The following is a 19,168-nucleotide window of genomic DNA, read 5'->3' as shown; positions in this document are numbered from 1 at the left end:
TTATTGATCGGTCGCATCGCCTGTCGCCAGATCTAACGATCAGCCTGCCATACACAAGAGTGATGCAATCTGACGCGATTCGGTGTAGAGTTGTTCGAGAGAATTTTCATGTCATCATCCACTGAGTTCGTCTTCGTCACATTCATGCCGCCAAAGCACGTCAACCGAAAGATACCGGCGCTTATAGCCGTAGCTGAACTATTGACGGCCGGAATCAGCCCGCGGGTGGCAGTGCAGCATTGGTCCGACCGGAATGGTCAGGCCGAACTTCCTCGGAGATCGGGCCGTCCGTGACTGACCTGAAGGCTGTGAATCAGAAGTTGCAGCGGCTTCGTGCAGGTGGGCGTCCTCGTGTTCTCGACCTCTTCTCTGGTTGCGGAGGGCTCTCGCTTGGCTTCAAAGCAGCCGGATTCGAGATCGCCGGCGCGGTCGAATTCGATGCTGACGCAGCGCGGTCACACGGGACCAATTTCCACAGTGGCGACGAACGGCACTGTAAAGCCCGCGACATCACTACGACCTCGCCAGCCGATCTGGCGGTTGCATTCGGGCTTGGCGAGGTGTCTGCTGCCTTCGATGTCCTAGTCGGCGGACCTCCGTGCCAAGCCTTTGCCCGGGTTGGGCGGTCGAAACTGCGCGAGGTGGCTGAACATCCGGAGGCGTTCCGTCATGATCCTCGGGCGCGTCTTTACATCGAATACCTCAATTATGTGGAAGCCTGCGCTCCTCTTGCAGTTGTTATCGAGAACGTGCCAGACATGCTTAATCACGGCGGCCACAACATTGCGGAGGAGATTGTCGACATCCTCGCGAGGAAGGGTTACGTCGCGCGCTACACGCTGCTGAATGCTGCATTCTACGGCGTGCCACAGATGCGCGAACGCATGATCCTCATAGCGATCCGTTCCGAAGTAGTAGTCGATGACGTCGCGTTTCCAGAGCCATCTCACTGGATCGATCTACCGTCCGGTTACACGGGCTCACGCGCGGTCGCACTGAAATTGACGCTCGCCCCGGAGGGAGCCTCGTCGGGATACAAGCCATCGCCCGTCGCCAGGGACGATCTGCCCCGGGCGGTCACGACCGAACAGGCGATCGGCGACCTGCCAGTGATCCTCGCGCGCGAAATGCTGGCCTCCGGCGAGCTACGCCGCGGGTCCCGCAAGCTCGACGTTGCCATTCCCTATGCCGGACACAACCGACAGAATGACTACGTGCGAAAGATGCGGAACTGGATAGGCTACGAGGGAACGGCTTCGATACGGGACCAAGTCATTCGCTATCTGCCACGAGATTACCGGATATTCGCTGGCCTTAAGCCTGGCGACCAGTATCCGGAGGCGAGCCAGTATGCTCGCAAGCTTTTCGACCAGGAGCTGACGCGCCTAGAGGAACTTGACAAGCGTCCAGTGGATGGGTCGCAAGAGTGGAAGGAACTCAAAGCGCGGTTCGTGCCACCGTATGATGACGCAAAATTCCCCAACAAGTGGCGGAAGATGGAAGCGTCCACACCCGCACGCACCCTTTTGGCGCACCTTGGTAAGGACGGCTACAGCCACATTCATTACGACAGCGGGCAGGCTAGGCCAATCTCGGTGCGAGAGGCGGCGCGACTGCAGTCCTTCCCTGACGGCTTCCGGTTCGCTGGCACCATGAACCCTGCATTCCGACAGATCGGAAACGCTGTGCCGCCGCTTCTAGCAAAGGCGGTCGCGGAGTCTCTGCTGCGTCAGCTCCGCAGCGAGGACGACTTCGAGGAGATGCCGCTTTTCGCATCGGGCGCCAGACCGTGAGCGCCCGAGGCGAGGTGATCATCGTGCGCTCGATGACCGAGTCAGATCTGGGAATCTTTTCTGCCCACCGCGTCCACGCGACCAGCAAACAGCGCGCCATCGCCCTAACCGCACCGGCTGTGCGTGTCCTATTGAGTTCTCGGCTGTATGCCGAGCAAGTATCCAGCATGGATGTCATTTGCGTCTACGGACAGAGCGGCACCAGGGAGCTGCGCCACATCGGCAAGGTTGGCAAGAATTGGCGGCTTGGTGGCAGGAAGATTGAAGCCGGGGCATGCGCGTTTCTAGACAGTAAGGACTTCGTGCTGATCCGCACGGTAGCGCGAAACGATGGCAATCTTCCATTGCTGATGACATTTGTGGGGCGCCAGCGCGAGCGCCTCCTGCACGCCGGTATTGTGGCCAGCCTAGCAGGACGCTTTACCGACAGCACTGCTATCCTCGAACAGGGGACCGATACATTCGAGGCTTTGGCAGGTGCATTCCCGTCAATCGAGCCCAGTCTGGCCGTGGGCTTGGCCGGCGACACTGAAATGGATGACACGCCTACGTGGGCGACCGGCAGCGATGGCCGATAGACTGACGGTCGAGCAGCGTCGGCACAACATGAGCCGCGTGCGATCCAGGGGAACTGCGCCTGAATTGACCGTAAGGCGCCTCTTGCACTCGCTTGGGTTCCGCTTCCGGCTGCACAGGGGCGATCTGCCGGGCACGCCAGACATCGTCCTCCCCCGCCACCGATCGGCCATTTTCGTCCATGGATGCTTCTGGCATGGACATCGATGCCCGCTCTTCCGCGTCCCAGCGACCAGGACAGAGTTCTGGATATCAAAGATTACGGCAAATTGCAGTCGCGATGCCGCCGCCCGGGAGAGCTTGCTTTCCCTCGGATGGCGGCCCCTCTCCGTATGGGAGTGCGCGATCCGAGGGAAAGGTCGTCTTGCAGAGAGAGACCTGGCAATGGCCATAACCGACTTCCTGGAGGGGGACCAGGCAGTGGGGGATATCACCGGCAAAATGAGTCACGCCAAAACCGCGTCGGAGGAGTGAATGCCTGTCGGCAACGTAACGCTCGCCTTGTCGGACTTGGCTCTAATTGATGATTTTCAGCTGTTACGCGCGCGTTCAGCCGTCGCGGCCGAGTTAAAGCGGCGCGGGCTAGCGTCCAATGTCGGCCATATGGCGGAACTCCTGGCGATAGCGCACTACAATGGGACGCCGGGCTTGCCCAATCTGCAGCCCGCGCCAACTGGGACCCAAAACATCGACGCGCTTTCGCGAAAGGGGGACCGCTACTCGATCAAGGGTATCATGGACGCCAGGAAGACCGGCACGATCTATCCGGACCGGGACGATCCCAACAAGCAGTTGTTCGAGTATCTGCTGATTGTGATCATAGACCAGGAGTGGCAACCCCTTGCAATCTATGAGTTCGACTGGAAGACATTCTGCGAGGTGCGTAGTTGGGACCGGCGTATGAACGCATGGTATATTGGCCTATCGAGGCGCGCGCTGGAGCGCGCGAAGAAATGCATGGGAACCTGACCGTGAGCAGTCTACTGGTATTTGCTCCGCGCCGATCGCTAGGTTGCCGTAACCTCTTGTTGGCCCCTCAAACCATCGTTTGGACCAGATAGATCTCCAAGGCCGCGACCACCGAATCCTTGTCGTCGTCACGGCGCATAGCCGATACGAGCCATAAGGTCCTTCGCGGTGTTGTGCGTCCAGTGCCCACCTCGAGCAGAAGGAACGCCAGCAGCGTTCAGGGCCGCGGCCAAGGCTGATGGAGAGAGCTTCTGACCAGCCGGCAGCTTGCCGATCTCATTCAGGACGAAATCCCGATGGCGACGCGCACGCTGATCAGCGCTACGACGGTTGGCGAGGTTGCCGAGACGGTGGTTCGCTTTTGGAGGCGCCCCTTTTTTTGCGCCGGAAAGCGAAAGTCCGTCTTTCACCGCCTTTGACCGCGATGCCATCGTCCGCGCCGCACCAGTGATGAGAGTGCGCCGCTCGTCCTCCGTCATAGACTGCCAACTGCGATGCAAGGATGCATCCCAGACTTCGACGTCGAGAGCGTTGAGGATGCCGAAGCACCTAACTATCTGGTCCCTTCCCGTGTGTTCGATGAGCTCGCGAATGTCAGCCAAAAGGAGGTCGGCACCAGCCTTACGCGCGATCGTGATCGCTTGATGGAACTTCTGACGCGCAACAAATGGCGCCCTGCGGTAAGTGCTCCAGTCTGGTAAATTCTCCAGAATGCGTCTGCCGCTTCGTTTCTCGAAAATCAGCTGGGCTGCGCGCTGCCGCTTGAGTGCTGCGTTGGCATTCAGATCGTTTAACGAGTGGATCTGCCGTCTCACATACGCAAAGCTGTAAGCAATAAGCAGGCGAGCTTCATTCATTGCGTTTTCTAAACCCTGTTAGTGTTCTCAATCGGGATGAACGGCAAAATCCATTCTTGCTAGGGGCAGTCACTGGCTGGTTCCCCGCGCTCGATGCATCATTGATGCTTCGGGAGAGTCCACCAGCGCCCCTGAGCGCCCCTGTGACAAGGGCACGTATCTGGAACGAACAGCAATGTCACCTGTCGTTTCACTCCCAGCGACAATGCGAAAATGCCTCCTGGGTTCTGCCGGAGGGAGCTAGCGCCTTTGCTGGCGTCCGCACCTTCGGCGCTCCTACGAGGATCGCGACCGAGTGCCCAGCCATCGCGATCTCCCCGAGCTGCCCCGCAGAGCCTTTTGCAGCTTTTCTCCACTGAGTTATGCGTCTGCCAACCGTGTGCGCAGCGCTTGAACTGCTTGCCGGCGTTGATACCGGCTTCACGGCCCGTCAATCAGCTCTAATAACTTGCTCTACTGCTTCTGCGCACTATGAACGATCATCTTCGCTAGCGCACGCATCTAGAGAGGCTTTGACGACGCTATGTATCGCTGGCGCCGAAACTCGGGGATGAATCTTTAAGCTGCATCCGGTCATCGACATGTCGGAGTGCTGGTATCACCTTTCTTGTTAGCTCGTTGTAGTCCTTCAACGTGCTGGAGCTTCCGGTCGTGATGGATGTCAGCGGCAAAGGTAGGCCGCTTTTAAGGGTCTCCTTTCTCGTCCGCTTCTTCTTCCTTCGCCAGGCCTCGTCCCAGGCTTCCAGTCCGACGACACCCGCGTTCAGGAACCGCTGCAGCCGCTCCTTTCGAAGGAGCTCCAAGAGCGGTCTCCGCTTCTCTCCCGGCTCATAAGCAAGCTCCGGAAAGGTTGGGACACCGAAATTGAAGTATCGACCCTGGAAGCGCTGAAACTTATGGCCTGCTAGATCCTTGATTGTCCGGATGCCCATATCGCGAAGTTCACTCTCGTCCACCGTCACCTCAAGACGAACCCTTTGCTCCTTCTCCGGTAGGACTTTCCTGGTTCCGGTGGCGATGTTCTGCTTGTCGAGCACCTTGACCATTGTTCGCCAAGAACATCGCGATGCTTCGGCACCGGCGTAGTAAGTGGAGTCGATCGTCGCCGGTCGGTCCTTTGAGGGATCGAGAAGGAACGTGTCGCTGCGGTCCGGATGCCGTTGATCATATCCGAGCACATAGCTGCTCGCGTCATTGCCCCTACCCCATGCGAACCGCGGTCTATCGAGGGGCTCATCTATGATATTCCGGCTGGGCAGGTGGCTACGCACCAGGACGCCGAACATGAGCGCGAGCGCTTCCTCTGATGGTTTGCGGGGCTTGAAATCGACGCTGACTTCGAGTCCGACGATCTCGGCTTGCTCCTGCAGATCCCATTTCGCCCTGACGACGTCCTCGGCAAGCAGAAGGTCCCTCGTAACGGGCTCCTGAATGCGCACGACGAATTCTCGGTGTTTTCCGTCGTCGTCGAGCTTTCCTTTCTCGACCCAGGTCCGTTCACCGATGGCTTTGTCGATGTGATGCTTGATCCACTTCCACTGGGTGTGTCCGACCGTCCGGAACCGAATGTCCGCCCAGTCGACGACCGCCCGGCACGTATAGGACGTCAGGTCGATCTGCGGCTGCAGGACAACCCGGTTGTGAAATCGCTTCTGCTTCTGGCCGACCTGCTGTTCTGTGTAAGTAAGGCTGAAGGCCGAGGGAGATTTGGCGGCCGTCAAGATGACGGAATGCGAGGTCATGCGCTCTGCCGTTTGGTCGTCCAAGGGGGAGATGGACAGCGGCCTTACCACGGCCATCCGATCGGAGTCGACAGAGGGAATTTGCCCGGGCGTAGGCTAAGCGATCGCCTTAGACACCGTCATGCGTCCTCCGCCTTCACCCTGCCGGTCGCGCAACCCGAAGCTTCAGTCCAGGCTTGCGCCACCTACAGAGAACTTCTTGGATCTGCGGCGCAACAAAGGACCGCGCTTCATCGCGCGCCATCATCTTGGTCCGGAGCAACTCGTCGTAGTCAGTGAGAGAATGCCGGATATGTTTTTGCAGTTCGATGCCAACTGCAGCGCCCAGTTTCAGTCTGCGCCAGGTTCTCGCGCTGACGCGGCTAGCTATGGTGTGACAAGTCTCCTTGGGACAACCAGGATGATGGATGCGCATATGTCGCATCACCACATCGAAGGAAAATCGGATCGAGGAGTCGCGCGTCGAGGCGTCGCTGCCTGACATGATGTCACTGGCGATCAGAAGGACCGACGACGGCGTTCACATCGTTGTCCGGCTCCGCTTTTGTTCTGACAGCATCATTGCCCAGAGGGCGCCTGATCTCCTTGGTAATCATTATCTCCTCGCCAGGCTCTAAGCGCACCGCGACCCGGACGATCTCATCCATCCTGGCCTGGAGTTCGGCTATGCGCTCATCACGCTCCTCCAGATCGCAGATGGCGCGCTCGTAACGCGCCTTTATCTCTGCGCGGTCAGAAATTGGCGCCGCGTTGCGAGCAATCTCTGTAGCAAGGTCACGCTCAAGTGCCCTGATATAGGGCCTAATTTCGAACGTCAGTTGCCAGCTCCTACCAAAGCACCCCTCTAGTGAATGGTCTGGTGGCTTAAGGGCGTCAGATTCCAGTGCAGGTTTTTTCATAACGATACAATACAGCACAGATGCAAGCTTGTGTTCGAATGTAAGTAATCGCTTACTTCCTCTTAACAACCTTATTTTAATCGACTGGATATCTGAGCGGGCAGCTTCTATGTCGGCAGGTGGGCCAAGGCTAGCCTCCAACGCTCGAGCGTTGGAGCATTCGAAGAACCGAACCAGCGTAGGCTGTCCTAGGAATGGCTGCCTGACATTCTTCTGAACTTATAGAGGACGAAATAGGCAAGAGAGCTTTCCTTGTCTCCAAGCCAGGGCAAATTGAATAATAGGACACTGAAATCGCGATCACTTTCGCTCTCGACGCTGGTCGCTTCAGCCCTGTTGAGGCGTCTATTTCGTTATGTGTTTCCAAGAGCTTGAGACCTCCTGGCCGCCTTAAATCGTCCTCGTTGCGGAATAGTTTCCGGGGATCATTTTACTCCCTAGAATTCGGGCGCATTTAGCCTCTCGCCACCAAGTGACCGTCGGATGGTAGCAAGGGCGACCTAACGGACGCGGAAGTTGACAGTTTGCAAAAACGCGGATTTCCGCCCGAATTGTCAACTTGATGTAAACTTAGCGTAAAGCGCGTTCTTACTGGAGTAAGAAAACGCACGTTTTCTGGTTGACAGATGGCGAGTGGATCGCTGCCATCCAGGCAGCCAAGTTGACAATGTCAACTTCGAAACTGGCTGGTTAGGTGCGTATCCTTCCCGGGTAAGGATGTGCAACCCCGATTGCGGACTTTCAACCTCCAAGGTCCGATGTCGTGAGCCGACCTCTCGGGACCTTCACCTGGAGTCGACATCGGGAAGTCGTGACCCAAACGAACTTTGCAAAATGAACTCGCCACAGCGCTTGCAGCCGACTTGAGGTATAATCCCTGCTCTGCTTGCATTGCGACTGGCCGGGAGAAAAAGGGCGTGGATGTAGTTGCATGGCTGGTAAGCTTAGGACTGAGCGAATACGCTCAAGCTTTCCGCGACAACGACATCGACGCCGAATTACTTCCCAGCCTGACGGGCGATGACCTGGCAGCCCTCGGGGTCAAGTCTGTAGGGCATCGGCGCAAGCTGCTCGGCGCCATTGCTTCGCTCGTCGAAAAGAAGGGCTCGGCGGCACCGGCTGCATCGCTTACCAAACCGACCGTGCCGGAGCCGATCGAAGAAGCTGCGGCGCGGCGCGTCGAACGGCGGCAGCTGACAGTTATGTTCGTCGATCTCGTGGGCTCGACCGAGCTGTCGCAGCAGCTCGATCCTGAAGATACGCGCGAGGTGATCCTGGCCTACCAACAGGCGGTGTCGCGAGAGATCACCCGCTACGAAGGAAGCGTTGCCAAGCTGATGGGCGACGGCGTGCTCGCCTATTTCGGCTGGCCGCGGGCGCATGAGCACGATGCAGAACGCGCGGTGCTCGCCGGTCTGGCCGCCGCGTCCGCAACCGCTGGTCTAAGAGCGCCCAGCGGCAAGCCGCTTGCCGCGCGTATCGGCATCGCCACGGGGTTGGTAGTCGTCGGCGATCTCATCGGCGAAGGGGCAGCTCAGGAGGAGGCAGTCGTCGGCGATACGCCGAACCTCGCCGCGCGTCTACAAGGGCTTGCCCAGCCGGGATGTGTGGTGGTGTCAGAAAGCACGAGAAAGCTGCTCGGGGGAGTATTCGCGGTTGAGAAGCTGAGTTCCATCGAACTTAAGGGAATTTCAGGGCCGGTGTCGCCATTTCTGGTGGTTGGTGAGCGGGCCGTCGAGACGCGCTACGACGCGCGCGCCTCCAGCGCTCCTCAAATCATGATTGGAAGAGACCTCGAACTCGGACTTGCTCTTGAGCGTTGGGGGCAAGCGAAGAGAGGCGAAGGCCAGCTCGTTCTGCTCAGCGGCGAGGCGGGCATCGGCAAATCACGGATCACCCGGGCCTTAATAGACGCAGTTTCGCAGGGGGAACACGCGCGCGTCGTCTATCAGTGCTCGCCCTACTACTCGGGCACGCCGCTCTATCCGGCAATCCAGCAGCTCCGCCATGCTATAGGGATTACGGAAGCTGACGGCGACGGCGAGAAGCTAAGAGCTCTCGAGCGCGCGAAAGGTCCAGAGTGCCGATCGCTGCCGTTTCTTGCTTCTCTGCTCGATCTCCCAAACGCCCAAAGCGATGCTCTTAAGGGCCTAAGCCCACAGCAGCTGCGAGCGTGCACGCTTGAGGCCTTGGCAGACGACATCCTTGATGCTGCTGCCCTGCAGCCTTTGTTGTTCGTGATCGAGGACATTCATTGGATCGACGCGACTACGCTCGAATTTTTGGATCAATGCGTCGACCGGATTCAGAACGCTCGGGTCATGATGATGGTGACCACGAGACCGACCTTCGAACATGGGTTTGGCGGACACCCCATTGTCACGAAGCTGGCGCTTAACCGCCTGGGTCGTGAACAGACCACCTCTTTCATCGAGAAGCTTGCTGGCGAAAAGCGACTGCCTCCCGTTCTTATAGACAAGATAATCGCCACCACGGATGGTGTGCCGCTCTTCATTGAAGAGCTGACAAAGAGCGTTCTCGAAATCTACGATTTCGATCGCGCCACCGTATTCGATGATCAGGTAAAACTTGCAGATCTCGACATTCCGCTGACGCTGCACGATTCGCTGATGGCTCGCCTCGACCGGTTGCAGCCGGTCAAGGAAGTCGCGCAAACGGCCGCCTGCATCGGCCGCGACTTCCGCTACGAGCTCCTACGGTCGGTGACACGGCTCAGCGCCGCTGCCTTGGAAGATGCCCTCGATAAGCTAGTCGATGCCGAGCTCGTCTTCCGCCGCGGCAGAGGCTCGGACGCACGATATACTTTCAAGCACGCGCTCGTTCGCGATGCCGCCTACCATAGTATGTTGAAGACGGTGCGCCAGGACATGCACAGCAGGCTGGCCGACCAACTCACTTCGGAGTTGAACGTCGAATCGGAATTGGTTGCACATCATCTCATGGCTGCAAGGCGATATCGCGAAGCAGCTGAATGCTTTCGTCAAGCCGGGCGCGTGGCCGCGGCACGATACGCCAATCCAGAGGCAGTCGCGCATTTCGCCTGTGCGCTCGAGGCCCTCCGAGCAGCAACCAAAACGGGCGACGCAGATGAGCTTGAGCTCGACGTCCGGGTTGAAATGGGTGTCCCACTCAACGCATCGGCCGGATATGCGTCCGAGAAGGTTGAAGCAAACTTTCTTCGCGCCGAGGAGCTTTGTAGATCAACGGGCCGCATCTCCAACCTTTTTTTCGTCCGGCGTTCGCTTTGGAATTTCTATCTTGACCGGCCTGACTTGCAGCGGAGCCGACAGTTAGCCCAGCAACTCCTTGTCGACGCCTCAGTCAGTGAAAATCTCGAGGAAACGACGTTGGCGCATCGTGCGCTCGCCACGTCTTATCTATATCTCGGCGCGATTGAGGACGCCGCACGGGAAGCCCAGGCTGGCATCGATACCTGGGCGACCTCTGATAAGGATTTTGATGTCGCGAAATTCGGAGAGGACGCCTTTTCGATCTGTCGCACTTACCTTGGCTTGGCGCAGGTGCTCGCGGCGAAGGTCGAGACCGGGCTTGCGAATTGTCTCGCAGCAGTTGCAACTGCGGAGCGGCTCGATCATCCGCTTAATCTGGCGTTCACTCTGATGAACCTCGGCGTTGCCAGACGCTTTCGCAATGAGCCGGCCGAATGCCGTCAGATCGCTGAGCGGATGCTGCTCTTGGCTGATGAGCGCAAACTGGCGTCCTGGTCAGGGGGCGCGCGCGCTCTCCTCGGGTGGGCCATTGGTGGCGACGCGCCCGACGAAGGGCTGAAAATGCTGCGCGAAGGCGTAAGGCGATGGCGCTCCACCGGCTCTGAACTTCACTTGCCGCACTTCTTTTCATCGGTGGCGGACATTTGTCTCCGGCATGGACGGATCGAGGAGGGACTCGTAGCGATCGCGAATGCCACGGAGGTAATGGACAACACGAACGAGAGATGGGCGCAAGCCGAGGTGGAGCGCATTCAGGGTTGTTTAGTTGCTAAGGCCGATGTGAATCGAGGGATGGAGTTCCTTGCAAACGCCTGTCATACCGCAATAAGACAGCGCGCTCGCTGGTTGGCAGTTCGTGCGGCAACCGAGCTGGCAAAGGTCTCGGCAAGCTCGGGCCAAGGGGCCCGACCTGAACATCGGAATCTGCTTCAGATCGGGGACGTCGCTGAAGGCCTAGAAACTGCGGTCATCAGAGAGGCTGCTAGAATTCTAGGTAGCACGTTGACACTGGATTCTAACCAGCCGACCGAAGAATCCAAGGAGCAGGCCGATTGAGCCGCCACCCAAAACGCAAACTCAGTTTTTCTGCGCCCAACTAGATCTGCATAAAGGAGGTTGGGAAAGGCTGCCTCGCATTGTCCGGTATGAGGCGCCAAGCTGCCTGTCGCCAGCGCATTAACGATTTCCGCTTTTGGTGAATGGACGGGACCGCAGGATTGACTGTGATAAGGCGACTGCCATTCGCACCATGGGAGATGTCGCATTTGGTCAAATGGCGATCTCAGCCGTGGACGACCAATGGTGCACTCGGCCCATCTGCCCTCCCGCTCAATGCGGAGCATTGACGAAATTTTCTCTGCCGCAAAAGAAGGCGTCCCCTACGCTAACCACGGCACCCCTAGGACTTCCATCTATCTGGGGCATCCCCTCTCACGAACAATCTCGATTGGTTCCTAAAAACCTCAGACCACACCCCAGTTCGAGCGCAGGTTCGCTCGCATTCGCCAAGGTCGACAACTACCTCACACGGATCGAACGTGGACAGACATACCCACGCTCAGACTTCGATAGCCGTTTCCACATGTCACAGCTGCTAGCCGGGTTGTCGCCGGATCTTCCCGAAAATCGCACGAATGATCATTGCACGCTTGGTCGACAATGGAGGATCAGCGTTGTCTGACGCGCTGCGAAGCGCCTCTATCCAGGCGACCTCGTTCTGGCTCATGCTGGGTCCTATGATCTGTTTGATGGTCACCAACGCGTCCTCGTCGAGATATTGCCCGAGCGCGAGGAGGAATAGCGTCCGAGGGTTGCATTCAAGCGCTCGAGCAAGTCCAGGGACGCGGTCGAGAGGAACCTTGATCATGCCCTCTCTGATATTTGAAAGGAGACTGACGGTCGCGAACCCGATCTCTTCAGCGATGTCTTCTAGGCTCTTTCTCTCCTCTAACTGATTGATACGATCGTCCACGAACTCAGATATTTCGGACCTTGAACGTGTCGCCACATGGGGTTTTCGCATGCCTTTTCTCACTTTCTCTATAGTAGTCGTCAACAACTAAGATATAGCGAGAATAGAATGGGTGTTTTTCGGGCTTTATTCAGCATGTCGCTGCGACTTTATTACGAGGCGCGATTGCGCATTCATTCCGCCCTTGGGTCCCGAACGATGGTCGATAGCAACGCCCATGGATTTCTGGCGTGCGCTTTGACGCGGCACAGCGATGTTAGGCACTGTCGGCATCGCGGCGGCCGGCCTCGGAGCACCGATGGGCGGTTGGCTCTTTCTTGTCCCAAGACCAGATCACTCGTCCCGCCAGATGACACTTGGTTCCAGCGGATATGCGCAAAGAACCAGGTCGACCTGACCCGATGCCAAGGTGATTGACGAGGATGGGCTGGCACTTGTCTTGACCGAGTCGGTTTGCGCGTTGGCTAAGTTTCCGGTGCCGTCTTGGCGTTTCTTTCCGAAGCCGGTAAGGATCGCCAAGTGGATCTAGACGCAGGAGAATAGAGTGCCGGACGAGACACAGCAGCCAATGCCCCTTTTGATTGAGCTCACCGCCGACATCGTGTCGGCCTATGTCAGCAACAACCCGGTGCCGGTTGCATCTCTTTCGGATCTGATCGCAAGCGTGAATTCGTCGCTGGCAAAGATTGGATCGCAGGCCGAGCCCGAGACGCCGGCTCAGGCACCGGCTGTGAATCCAAAGCGGTCAGTGTTTCCCGACTACATCATCTGCCTCGAGGACGGGAAGAAGTTCAAATCTCTGAAGCGCCATCTTGGCGTGCACTACGGCCTGGCGCCCGATGAGTATCGCGAGAAATGGGGTTTGAAGCAGGATTATCCGATGGTGGCGCCGAACTATGCAGCGCAGCGATCGGCGCTGGCAAAGTCCAGTGGGCTCGGCCGCAAGCCTGGGGCTAAGCCGCCCAAGGGCAATGGCAAAAAGCGCTCTCCGCGATGAATGCGGAACCTTGCCCGTTTTGCACGAGCAACGACGCAAGGCCTTATGTGGCAGCCGAGGGGCGAGTCGTGGTGCGGTGCGATGACTGCGGCGCATCCGGGCCGGTCTGCATCGACGAACTAAATGCCGTTAGAAGCTGGAATCGCCGCCCCGCTACGCCTGATCAGGACTGGGACTGAAAGGGTCGAGTATCCAGCCTCATCTTCGCCAAGGTCACAGAATACCCGATCGCCGGGGCTTCGATTGGAGAGTTTTGTGATGATCCGAATTCTTGTCGCGGCCGGCGCCATCGCGCTTGTTGGCTCATTCGCTGCGCCTGCAAATGCGCAAGAGACGTTCCACGGCTACGATTGCACGGATGACTGCTCGGGCCATGAGGCCGGCTACGATTGGGCGGCGAGGCACGACATCTCCGATGAGCGGGATTGTGACGGCGATAGCCGATCTTTCAACGAGGGTTGCCAGGCATACGTCGAAGAGCAAGCGGACGACGCAAATCGAAACAGCCAATCGGACGATGAAAACGACAACGAGGACAGCGAGGAACAATAGCCCGCTGCCGAGGTGATAGAGGCGACAGCGGGCCATCGGTCCGACGGAAGTGCTGTCCTGCCGAGCAGGAGACACTGCTCACGATGATCTAAGCCCGCTAAGCCAGTGTCTGCGACTCACGGATTCGTAAGCTTCGGCTCCGCTTCAGTCATTGCAATCATTCGTCTCGCCAGACGACGCGCCGCTCCCAGCGAATTTCCTTCAGCCGCCGGAAGCGGATCCTAACCAGTTCTTGCCCATAGGCGTGAATCAACTCCGCCTGCATGAACTCCTTCTTCCCGCAGGCTTGGCAGCGCGCGTGCTTCCGCACCTCGTCGATTGACACATTACCGATTACCTCGCGCAACTCAGCCGGCTTGTAGTAGCGCTTGATGTTGCAATGGCCGCATGAGATGCGCGCGATCTGGCCAGCGTCATGGGCGTGCATCAACGTCCAGGTCGCACCTCTCGGCCATTTCTCGGGTTGCTCCGGCATGCCTTGAAATGAGGAACATATTCATGCGCGGTCAAGAGGCTCTTGACTCTGGTGTTCTCATTTTGTTCACTGGGGGCAATTAGGAGACACGCTATGAAGCCGATCCTCGCCACCGAGGCCCAGCAGCCCGAGATATATGCTACCGTAAAACGCGAGCGGCAGGCAATTCACCGTGCTGTCAACAAAATGGCGAAGCAAATGCGCGGCCTTTCCGATGTGAGCCAAAAGCAAGCCATTGCCGAATTGACGGCGACATGGATCCTGGCAGTCTACCCGCAAAGCCTGGAACTGGCGCTATCGCTGTCGGACGCGATGCGCGACCAGACCGATATCTATCTGAAGGAAAGCAAGCTGGCCGGCCGCGCGCATTAATGGTCGGGCGGAGCCGTGGCATTCCGCGGCCATCGGTCATTGATCGAGACATGCCGCACCAGGTCGCCCTGCCCGACGACCTTTGCACCGACCGCAACTACACCCTCATCATGCGCTTTCTGCGGGAGCGCGCCCTGACATGCCGGACCAGAGCGGTGATTGCGATTTGGGAATGCGGAAAACAGGAGCAATGGCGGCTGCACTGCTTCGCTGATCGAACGGCCGCGGCGTCGTTCCTTGACCACTTCGGCGGCATCATGTTCGATCCGAAGCGCGACCGGGAGAATGGGCGGGCTCGCGGCGTTTGGCACCGCAAAGGGGCCTATGAACGAATTCTGGAATTGGGGCCGCTCAGCGTGCCCGATGCCCTGCGGAGCTAAGGAATGTGCAACCTATACAACATCACGACCAGCCAGGAGGCGATCCGCCAGTGGACGAAGGCGATGCGCGACATATTGGGCAACCTGGAGCCGTCGCTGGACGTCTATCCGAACATGCCTGGCGCTGTCGTCCGCAATGCCCCCGACGGCCAGCGTGAGCTTGCAAGCTTGCTCTGGGGCATGCCGACACCGGCTGAGCGCGTGAAGGGCAAGGCAGATTACGGCACGACGAACATTCGCAACCCGCAATATGGGCATTGGCAGCAATATGTCGGCATCGAGAACCGTTGCGTGGTGCCTGTGACCAGCTTCGCCGAGCCATCGCCGACGCCAAACGACAAAGATCCTGAAACCGGCATCCAACGGAACTACTGGTTCGCCCGCGGCGTGGACCGGCCGCTTTTCTTCTTCGCTGGCCTGTGGACCCGTTGGCAGGGCGTGCGGCGCGTGAAAGATGGTCCCGGCGACTTCGAACTCTATGGGTTCATGACCACGAAGCCGAATGCCCTCATCGCACCGATCCATGAGAAGGCTATGCCCGTCATTCTGACCACTCAGGAAGAGATCGGTATCTGGATGACGGCGCCGTGGTCGGAAGCCAAGACGCTTCAGCGAACCGCGCCGGACGATGCGCTGATCATCGTCGACAAGCCGGCAACACAGATCAAATTTCCCGCTTTGCCGCCAGCGCAGGCATCCTTGTTCTGATGAGGACCGCCATGCACCAGATCGTCACACTGGACAGCCGCCAGGAGGCGGCATTGCAGCAAGTCGCTGACCAGTTTGTTGCTCTTCACCAAGGCGACACCATGAAAGCGCTGAAGGAAATGATCATGCTCAATGGCCATCTTCAGGATGAGCTCGACACATTGAAAGGCCGGCAGCGCGGAAGGCGCTTCGGATGAGCGACGGACCGGCAAGCCCAGGCCACGTCATCCAGTTGTGCGAGCGCGGCTTGCTCGGCCATATTTGCGATCACACTGATTGCAGCAAGGACGCTGGTTGGGGCTTCGCGCGGCCCAAGCAGGCGGCGCACTGGTTCTGCTTCGAGCATCGCGACCAGGGAGAGAAGTTTCTATGATCAGCCGACCACGCCGCAGCGAGGATTACGCCGATCGCGAGGTCGATTGCCAGGAAGCAATGGAGCCCGGCTTTCAGGCGATCGTCGACTGCATGCAGGAAGCCGGGTGGGCGCGTGGTGAGGTGATACGTTCGATCCGCCGTCTGATCGCTGCCGACAACATGACCCAAAAGGAAAACGCCAAGTTGGAGACGGAATTGGTCATCGCCAGGGCGATGTCGGGTGCCGGCAAGGCGCACTGTTCATCAGGAAAACCTCGCAGACCGGGCCAGTAAGGCTAGAGTTGCCCTGTCTAGCCAGCGCTTTCAAGTTCCGCTGATAGCTGGTCAGGATCGATCGTGCCGCGCCCGAGAAGGCACAAGATTTTGCGCCCGATCCGTTCGCGCTCTTCGTTACACTTGATCCGATGTTTTGCGCAGTAGTCGTTCAAAGCTTTCGCGAGGACGGCGAGTTCGGCGGAATCCGCCACGCCATAAGCCGACATGCCTGCCTCCCTAGTCGGGGCGAAAGCATGATAGCCGCTCCCAACAGCCCGCTTGCCTCTACTTCGCTGCGGACGATTTTGAAGATGACACACCCCGATGTCAGAAACGAGACAATTGGCTCGGACCGAGGACAGCAAATGAACCTACCCCGTCTATGAAAGCAGAAGGCCGGCGACGAGCACTGTCAGGAGAAGCGACGCGGGCACGGCGAGAAGCCAACGAGCTTCGAGAACGCTGTTCCGATAGTCTTCCATATCCTTCGCTCCGACCTAGCCAACAGCTCCCAGCCTAACCTCCCGCCAGCACTGAAACCTCTGTTTGGCTCAACCCCCGTAGCGGGAGCTTCCGGCATTTGGTCAATGGAGGATCTGAACGTTCGTCCGAACGCAGGTATCCAGTCGGCTATCTGGTCCGACTGAAGTCGCACCTCAGAGGTGCATAGGTCCCAAGGATGAAACATATAGCCCGCTATTTCATTGGCATTCCCGACTGGCGCTTGTGAGTCCCTTTAGCTCCAGTCGATGTTGCCCATATTCACACCCGCCGTATCGAAAATCGGCGGGTGTCTTTTTCGGGCGGTGTGCCACATATAATGGCCGTTCCAAGCCGTGCTCAAGCCGACTTGCGCGCGGGCTTCGGACGCGATCTGATACCCTCTTTAGCAAGGCTCTTCTTCAAAATCGATGCGAGGTTGACGACATTCTCCTTCGGCGGCGGCGCAGCCTTCGGCGGCTTCTTGCCCTTGCGCTTCGCATCGATCATCGCGATCAGCGCGTCCTCATAGGTATCCTCGAACTTCGACGGATCGAACTTCGTCACCTTCTTGTCGATCAGCAATCCGGCGATCTCCAACAGGTCCTTGTGGTATTTCGGGACCTTCAGATCGTCGAAGACGCTGCTTTCCGACACCATCTCATTGTGGGTGCGCAGCTCGGTCAGCAGCATCCCCTTGCCGTATGGCTGTATCACGACCTCCCGCCCGCGCTGGTAAAGCACGACGCAAGATCGGGCCGCGACCCGCTTCGTGGCCATGGCCTCCCGAAGGACGGTGAAGGCCTCGAGAGCAGCTCCGTCGGCTGGAATGAGGTAATAGGGCTTTTCGAGATAGCGCGTGTCGATGTCATCTATCGCCACGAAGCCCTCAACTTCAAGAGTGTGTTGCGAGGTGAGTTTCAGTTTCTTGATTTCCTCGGGCTCGATTTCCAGGAAATCGCCCTTGTCCGCCTCGTAGCCTTTGATCTGATCCTCAGAAGGGACGACGTCGCCAGTTTGCTCGTCGATGTAGGCGCTTTTGACTGGCAAGCCGTCCTCTCTGTTCAGGATCTTGAAATGGACCTTGCCCGCCTCGCTGGTCGCACCAACCAGTTTGACCGCACAGGCGACCGATCCAACTTTCAGAAAGCCCTTCCACACTGCCCGCGGCGCAGCCATGTTCATCTCCCTTTCGGCGGATCGTCCTTGAGATGATGGTCAACCCGCCCGCCCTTCGGAGGTTCCAGACGGTTAGCCATCCTCGCGGAAATCCTGCAACGACGCGTGGCGCAGATGTTCTTCGCCGCGCATATGCTTCACGCGGCCGACCAAGCCAGGCTTGACCCATTGTGTCGCGGGCCGCTTTATGCCCTCCGGCGCCGGCCCGGAATGCTCCAGCACCCGCTGCCAGAGCCGTTCGCGCATTTCCCGGTTCAAGGTGATGAACGCCGCTCCAACATAGCGCCCTGTCCCGCGCTCAGCCATCAGAGCGAACGCCGGCTTGCCGGGCTCGCGCTCGACGCCGAGCAGATCGTATTCGTCGATGGTGTAAGATTTGGTCTTCAACCAGGCGGTCGAATTGCCGCTCCGATAGACGCTGTCCTTGCGCTTCGAGACTATGCCCTCGAGACCGGCTTGATCGATCAGATGAAAGATCGACTTTGCGTCACCGGGTAACGCTTCGCTGAATTGGATATGCTGGTTCGCTGGTATGAGTGCCTCCAGTATATCGCGCCTATCGACCAGCGTCATGTCACGCAGATCATGGCCGTTCAAATGCAGCAGATCGAAGGCCACGAAATACAGGTCGTGCGGGCGGCGCGAGATCGCCTTGCGAAGCTCCCGGAAGTCGGAATGCCCTGCTGCATTCAGCACGACGATTTCGCCGTCGATAATGGCGCTCTCGACGTTCAGCTCCTCGGCTACTTTCGCCAGTTCTCGGTATTTTGCTGTCCAGTCGAGCCCGCTCCGGGTGAAGATGCGCGCGCCTTGGTCATCGATGACGATTTGAGAGCGATAGCCGTCAAATTTCAGCTCGTGGACCCACGCTGCGCCACCCGGTGGCTTGTCGACAAGGGTCGGCAACAGAGGTGGAATAAAGGACAGCCGAAGGCCGCCACGCACACGCATCAGATCCCCAACGCATCACTCGAATTCGATTCAATAGCACATGGTCGTTTCAGTTCCATTAGGGATTGCTGAAAAACCAATTTGGAACATTCCCGCGAAGCCGCTGTTCTCACTGACCAGGAGGAACGGCCATGGCAGACGACAAAGCCAAGCGAGATTTTCGGGATCGCGACCGCGTGTCGGCGGATGAGGATTTCGAGGTCCGCTACTTCGCGAAGCAGCACCGCATCACGCCCGAGCAGGTAAGGCATCTCATCAGCAAGCACGGCAACGAGAGGAAAACTCTCCAGCGCGAGGCAAGAAAGTTGAGGGGGTGACCAAGCTCTTCGATCTCGGGCCGCCTGTTATCGGCAAACCCCATCCAGAGCTCGGCGCTGTGCCCAAC

At 58.4% G+C, this 19,168-nt stretch carries 23 protein-coding genes; 14 read left to right on the top strand and 9 right to left on the bottom strand.

Annotation, left to right across the window (positions count from 1 at the left end):
- The first annotated feature begins 290 nt into the window (after window positions 1-290).
- Genes RFM68_RS21100 through RFM68_RS21085 form a run of 4 tightly spaced genes read left to right on the top strand, consistent with a single transcriptional unit; the run spans window position 291 to window position 3,338 of the window.
- Window positions 291-1,793 carry a DNA cytosine methyltransferase gene (locus RFM68_RS21100; RefSeq protein WP_320234932.1) on the top strand — a complete coding sequence of 501 codons (1,503 nt, stop codon included), beginning with the start codon at window positions 291-293 and terminating at the stop codon, window positions 1,791-1,793.
- A gap of 14 nt (window positions 1,794-1,807) precedes the next feature.
- Window positions 1,808-2,371 (top strand): hypothetical protein, encoded by a 564-nt coding sequence (locus RFM68_RS21095; protein WP_320234931.1) that lies wholly within the window; start codon window positions 1,808-1,810, stop codon window positions 2,369-2,371.
- Window positions 2,331-2,843, top strand: a complete 513-nt coding sequence (locus RFM68_RS21090; RefSeq protein ID WP_320234930.1) for a very short patch repair endonuclease — start codon at window positions 2,331-2,333, stop codon at window positions 2,841-2,843. The genes RFM68_RS21095 and RFM68_RS21090 overlap by 41 nt, the downstream gene beginning before the upstream one ends.
- Entirely contained in the window at window positions 2,844-3,338 is a 495-nt protein-coding gene (locus RFM68_RS21085; protein WP_320234929.1) for a hypothetical protein, read from the top strand.
- Between the two features lie 128 nt (window positions 3,339-3,466).
- Here the strand turns inward: RFM68_RS21085 and RFM68_RS21080 are convergent, their stop codons facing one another.
- The 4 genes from RFM68_RS21080 to RFM68_RS21065 all read right to left on the bottom strand — a co-directional run bounded on the left by RFM68_RS21080 (window position 3,467) and on the right by RFM68_RS21065 (window position 6,836).
- Window positions 3,467-4,195 carry a hypothetical protein gene (locus RFM68_RS21080; protein WP_320234928.1) on the bottom strand — a complete coding sequence of 243 codons (729 nt, stop codon included), beginning with the start codon at window positions 4,193-4,195 and terminating at the stop codon, window positions 3,467-3,469.
- A 521-nt stretch (window positions 4,196-4,716) separates the two neighbouring features.
- Complete coding sequence (locus tag RFM68_RS21075; protein WP_320234927.1) at window positions 4,717-5,937, bottom strand: hypothetical protein; 1,221 nt, start codon at window positions 5,935-5,937, stop codon at window positions 4,717-4,719.
- Window positions 5,938-6,073: 136 nt separating this feature from the next.
- A complete protein-coding gene (locus tag RFM68_RS21070; protein WP_320234926.1) occupies window positions 6,074-6,421 on the bottom strand; it encodes a DUF2293 domain-containing protein in 348 nt (115 codons plus the stop codon).
- Window positions 6,422-6,425: 4 nt separating this feature from the next.
- Window positions 6,426-6,836, bottom strand: coding sequence for a hypothetical protein (locus RFM68_RS21065; protein WP_320234925.1), 411 nt, complete (start codon window positions 6,834-6,836; stop codon window positions 6,426-6,428).
- Between the two features lie 917 nt (window positions 6,837-7,753).
- Between RFM68_RS21065 and RFM68_RS21060 the strand changes: the two genes are divergently transcribed.
- Entirely contained in the window at window positions 7,754-11,143 is a 3,390-nt protein-coding gene (locus RFM68_RS21060) for an adenylate/guanylate cyclase domain-containing protein (protein WP_320234924.1), read from the top strand.
- 538 nt (window positions 11,144-11,681) lie between these two features.
- Here the strand turns inward: RFM68_RS21060 and RFM68_RS21055 are convergent.
- The gene (locus RFM68_RS21055) at window positions 11,682-12,059 is read right to left on the bottom strand and encodes an XRE family transcriptional regulator (protein ID WP_320234923.1); all 378 of its coding nucleotides are present in this window, start codon (window positions 12,057-12,059) and stop codon (window positions 11,682-11,684) included.
- A 568-nt stretch (window positions 12,060-12,627) separates the two neighbouring features.
- Between RFM68_RS21055 and RFM68_RS21050 the strand changes: the two genes are divergently transcribed.
- Together RFM68_RS21050 and RFM68_RS21045 are read left to right on the top strand one after the other, a co-directional pair.
- Window positions 12,628-13,056 carry a Ros/MucR family transcriptional regulator gene (locus RFM68_RS21050; protein WP_320234972.1) on the top strand — a complete coding sequence of 143 codons (429 nt, stop codon included), beginning with the start codon at window positions 12,628-12,630 and terminating at the stop codon, window positions 13,054-13,056.
- Between the two features lie 258 nt (window positions 13,057-13,314).
- Window positions 13,315-13,608 (top strand): hypothetical protein, encoded by a 294-nt coding sequence (locus tag RFM68_RS21045; RefSeq protein WP_320234922.1) that lies wholly within the window; start codon window positions 13,315-13,317, stop codon window positions 13,606-13,608.
- 157 nt (window positions 13,609-13,765) lie between these two features.
- Here the strand turns inward: RFM68_RS21045 and RFM68_RS21040 are convergent, their stop codons facing one another.
- Entirely contained in the window at window positions 13,766-14,035 is a 270-nt protein-coding gene (locus RFM68_RS21040; RefSeq protein ID WP_320234921.1) for a hypothetical protein, read from the bottom strand.
- Window positions 14,036-14,176: 141 nt separating this feature from the next.
- Between RFM68_RS21040 and RFM68_RS21035 the strand changes: the two genes are divergently transcribed.
- The 6 genes from RFM68_RS21035 to RFM68_RS21010 are packed head-to-tail and all read left to right on the top strand — an operon-like array spanning window position 14,177 to window position 16,191.
- Window positions 14,177-14,455 carry a hypothetical protein gene (locus tag RFM68_RS21035; RefSeq protein WP_320234920.1) on the top strand — a complete coding sequence of 93 codons (279 nt, stop codon included), beginning with the start codon at window positions 14,177-14,179 and terminating at the stop codon, window positions 14,453-14,455.
- Between the two features lie 50 nt (window positions 14,456-14,505).
- Entirely contained in the window at window positions 14,506-14,835 is a 330-nt protein-coding gene (locus tag RFM68_RS21030; RefSeq protein WP_320234919.1) for a hypothetical protein, read from the top strand.
- Between the two features lie 3 nt (window positions 14,836-14,838).
- Window positions 14,839-15,543, top strand: a complete 705-nt coding sequence (locus RFM68_RS21025; protein WP_320234918.1) for an SOS response-associated peptidase — start codon at window positions 14,839-14,841, stop codon at window positions 15,541-15,543.
- 11 nt (window positions 15,544-15,554) lie between these two features.
- Window positions 15,555-15,740, top strand: a complete 186-nt coding sequence (locus RFM68_RS21020) for a hypothetical protein (protein WP_320234917.1) — start codon at window positions 15,555-15,557, stop codon at window positions 15,738-15,740.
- Window positions 15,737-15,916: a hypothetical protein gene (locus tag RFM68_RS21015; RefSeq protein ID WP_320234916.1), complete on the top strand. Its 180-nt coding sequence runs from the start codon at window positions 15,737-15,739 to the stop codon at window positions 15,914-15,916. The genes RFM68_RS21020 and RFM68_RS21015 overlap by 4 nt, the downstream gene beginning before the upstream one ends.
- Window positions 15,913-16,191, top strand: coding sequence for a hypothetical protein (locus RFM68_RS21010; protein WP_320234915.1), 279 nt, complete (start codon window positions 15,913-15,915; stop codon window positions 16,189-16,191). The genes RFM68_RS21015 and RFM68_RS21010 overlap by 4 nt, the downstream gene beginning before the upstream one ends.
- Before the next feature lie 17 nt (window positions 16,192-16,208).
- Here RFM68_RS21010 and RFM68_RS21005 read toward each other — a convergent pair whose 3' ends face one another.
- The 3 genes from RFM68_RS21005 to RFM68_RS20995 all read right to left on the bottom strand — a co-directional run bounded on the left by RFM68_RS21005 (window position 16,209) and on the right by RFM68_RS20995 (window position 18,783).
- A complete protein-coding gene (locus RFM68_RS21005; protein WP_320234914.1) occupies window positions 16,209-16,400 on the bottom strand; it encodes a hypothetical protein in 192 nt (63 codons plus the stop codon).
- A 613-nt stretch (window positions 16,401-17,013) separates the two neighbouring features.
- Window positions 17,014-17,832 carry a non-homologous end joining protein Ku gene (gene ku / locus RFM68_RS21000; RefSeq protein WP_320234913.1) on the bottom strand — a complete coding sequence of 273 codons (819 nt, stop codon included), beginning with the start codon at window positions 17,830-17,832 and terminating at the stop codon, window positions 17,014-17,016.
- A 72-nt stretch (window positions 17,833-17,904) separates the two neighbouring features.
- On the bottom strand, window positions 17,905-18,783 hold the full coding sequence (locus tag RFM68_RS20995; RefSeq protein WP_320234912.1) for an ATP-dependent DNA ligase: 879 nt from the start codon (window positions 18,781-18,783) through the stop codon (window positions 17,905-17,907).
- Between the two features lie 131 nt (window positions 18,784-18,914).
- Here RFM68_RS20995 and RFM68_RS20990 point away from each other — a divergent pair, with 131 nt between their 5' ends.
- Window positions 18,915-19,100 carry a DUF3606 domain-containing protein gene (locus RFM68_RS20990; RefSeq protein WP_320234911.1) on the top strand — a complete coding sequence of 62 codons (186 nt, stop codon included), beginning with the start codon at window positions 18,915-18,917 and terminating at the stop codon, window positions 19,098-19,100.
- Window positions 19,101-19,168 lie beyond the last annotated feature (68 nt).

This window comes from Mesorhizobium montanum, from assembly GCF_033977145.1.
GTDB classification, from domain to species: Bacteria; Pseudomonadota; Alphaproteobacteria; order Rhizobiales; family Rhizobiaceae; genus Mesorhizobium; species Mesorhizobium montanum.
Note: the sequence above shows the minus strand (reverse complement) of the source record. Positions and strands in the feature narration are given on the sequence as shown.

Coding starts and splice junctions, on each gene's coding strand:
- RFM68_RS21070 (WP_320234926.1), bottom strand. CDS start 6,421: ATGTCAGGCAGCGACGCCTCGACGCGCGACTCCTCGATCCGATTTTCC.
- RFM68_RS21050 (WP_320234972.1), top strand. CDS start 12,628: ATGCCCCTTTTGATTGAGCTCACCGCCGACATCGTGTCGGCCTATGTC.
- RFM68_RS21090 (WP_320234930.1), top strand. CDS start 2,331: ATGACACGCCTACGTGGGCGACCGGCAGCGATGGCCGATAGACTGACG.
- RFM68_RS21075 (WP_320234927.1), bottom strand. CDS start 5,937: ATGACCTCGCATTCCGTCATCTTGACGGCCGCCAAATCTCCCTCGGCC.
- RFM68_RS21035 (WP_320234920.1), top strand. CDS start 14,177: ATGAAGCCGATCCTCGCCACCGAGGCCCAGCAGCCCGAGATATATGCT.
- RFM68_RS21045 (WP_320234922.1), top strand. CDS start 13,315: ATGATCCGAATTCTTGTCGCGGCCGGCGCCATCGCGCTTGTTGGCTCA.
- RFM68_RS21030 (WP_320234919.1), top strand. CDS start 14,506: ATGCCGCACCAGGTCGCCCTGCCCGACGACCTTTGCACCGACCGCAAC.
- RFM68_RS21065 (WP_320234925.1), bottom strand. CDS start 6,836: ATGAAAAAACCTGCACTGGAATCTGACGCCCTTAAGCCACCAGACCAT.
- RFM68_RS21080 (WP_320234928.1), bottom strand. CDS start 4,195: ATGAATGAAGCTCGCCTGCTTATTGCTTACAGCTTTGCGTATGTGAGA.
- RFM68_RS21025 (WP_320234918.1), top strand. CDS start 14,839: ATGTGCAACCTATACAACATCACGACCAGCCAGGAGGCGATCCGCCAG.
- RFM68_RS21005 (WP_320234914.1), bottom strand. CDS start 16,400: ATGTCGGCTTATGGCGTGGCGGATTCCGCCGAACTCGCCGTCCTCGCG.
- ku (WP_320234913.1), bottom strand. CDS start 17,832: ATGGCTGCGCCGCGGGCAGTGTGGAAGGGCTTTCTGAAAGTTGGATCG.
- RFM68_RS20990 (WP_320234911.1), top strand. CDS start 18,915: ATGGCAGACGACAAAGCCAAGCGAGATTTTCGGGATCGCGACCGCGTG.
- RFM68_RS21015 (WP_320234916.1), top strand. CDS start 15,737: ATGAGCGACGGACCGGCAAGCCCAGGCCACGTCATCCAGTTGTGCGAG.
- RFM68_RS21040 (WP_320234921.1), bottom strand. CDS start 14,035: ATGCACGCCCATGACGCTGGCCAGATCGCGCGCATCTCATGCGGCCAT.
- RFM68_RS20995 (WP_320234912.1), bottom strand. CDS start 18,783: ATGCGTGTGCGTGGCGGCCTTCGGCTGTCCTTTATTCCACCTCTGTTG.
- RFM68_RS21020 (WP_320234917.1), top strand. CDS start 15,555: ATGCACCAGATCGTCACACTGGACAGCCGCCAGGAGGCGGCATTGCAG.
- RFM68_RS21010 (WP_320234915.1), top strand. CDS start 15,913: ATGATCAGCCGACCACGCCGCAGCGAGGATTACGCCGATCGCGAGGTC.
- RFM68_RS21085 (WP_320234929.1), top strand. CDS start 2,844: ATGCCTGTCGGCAACGTAACGCTCGCCTTGTCGGACTTGGCTCTAATT.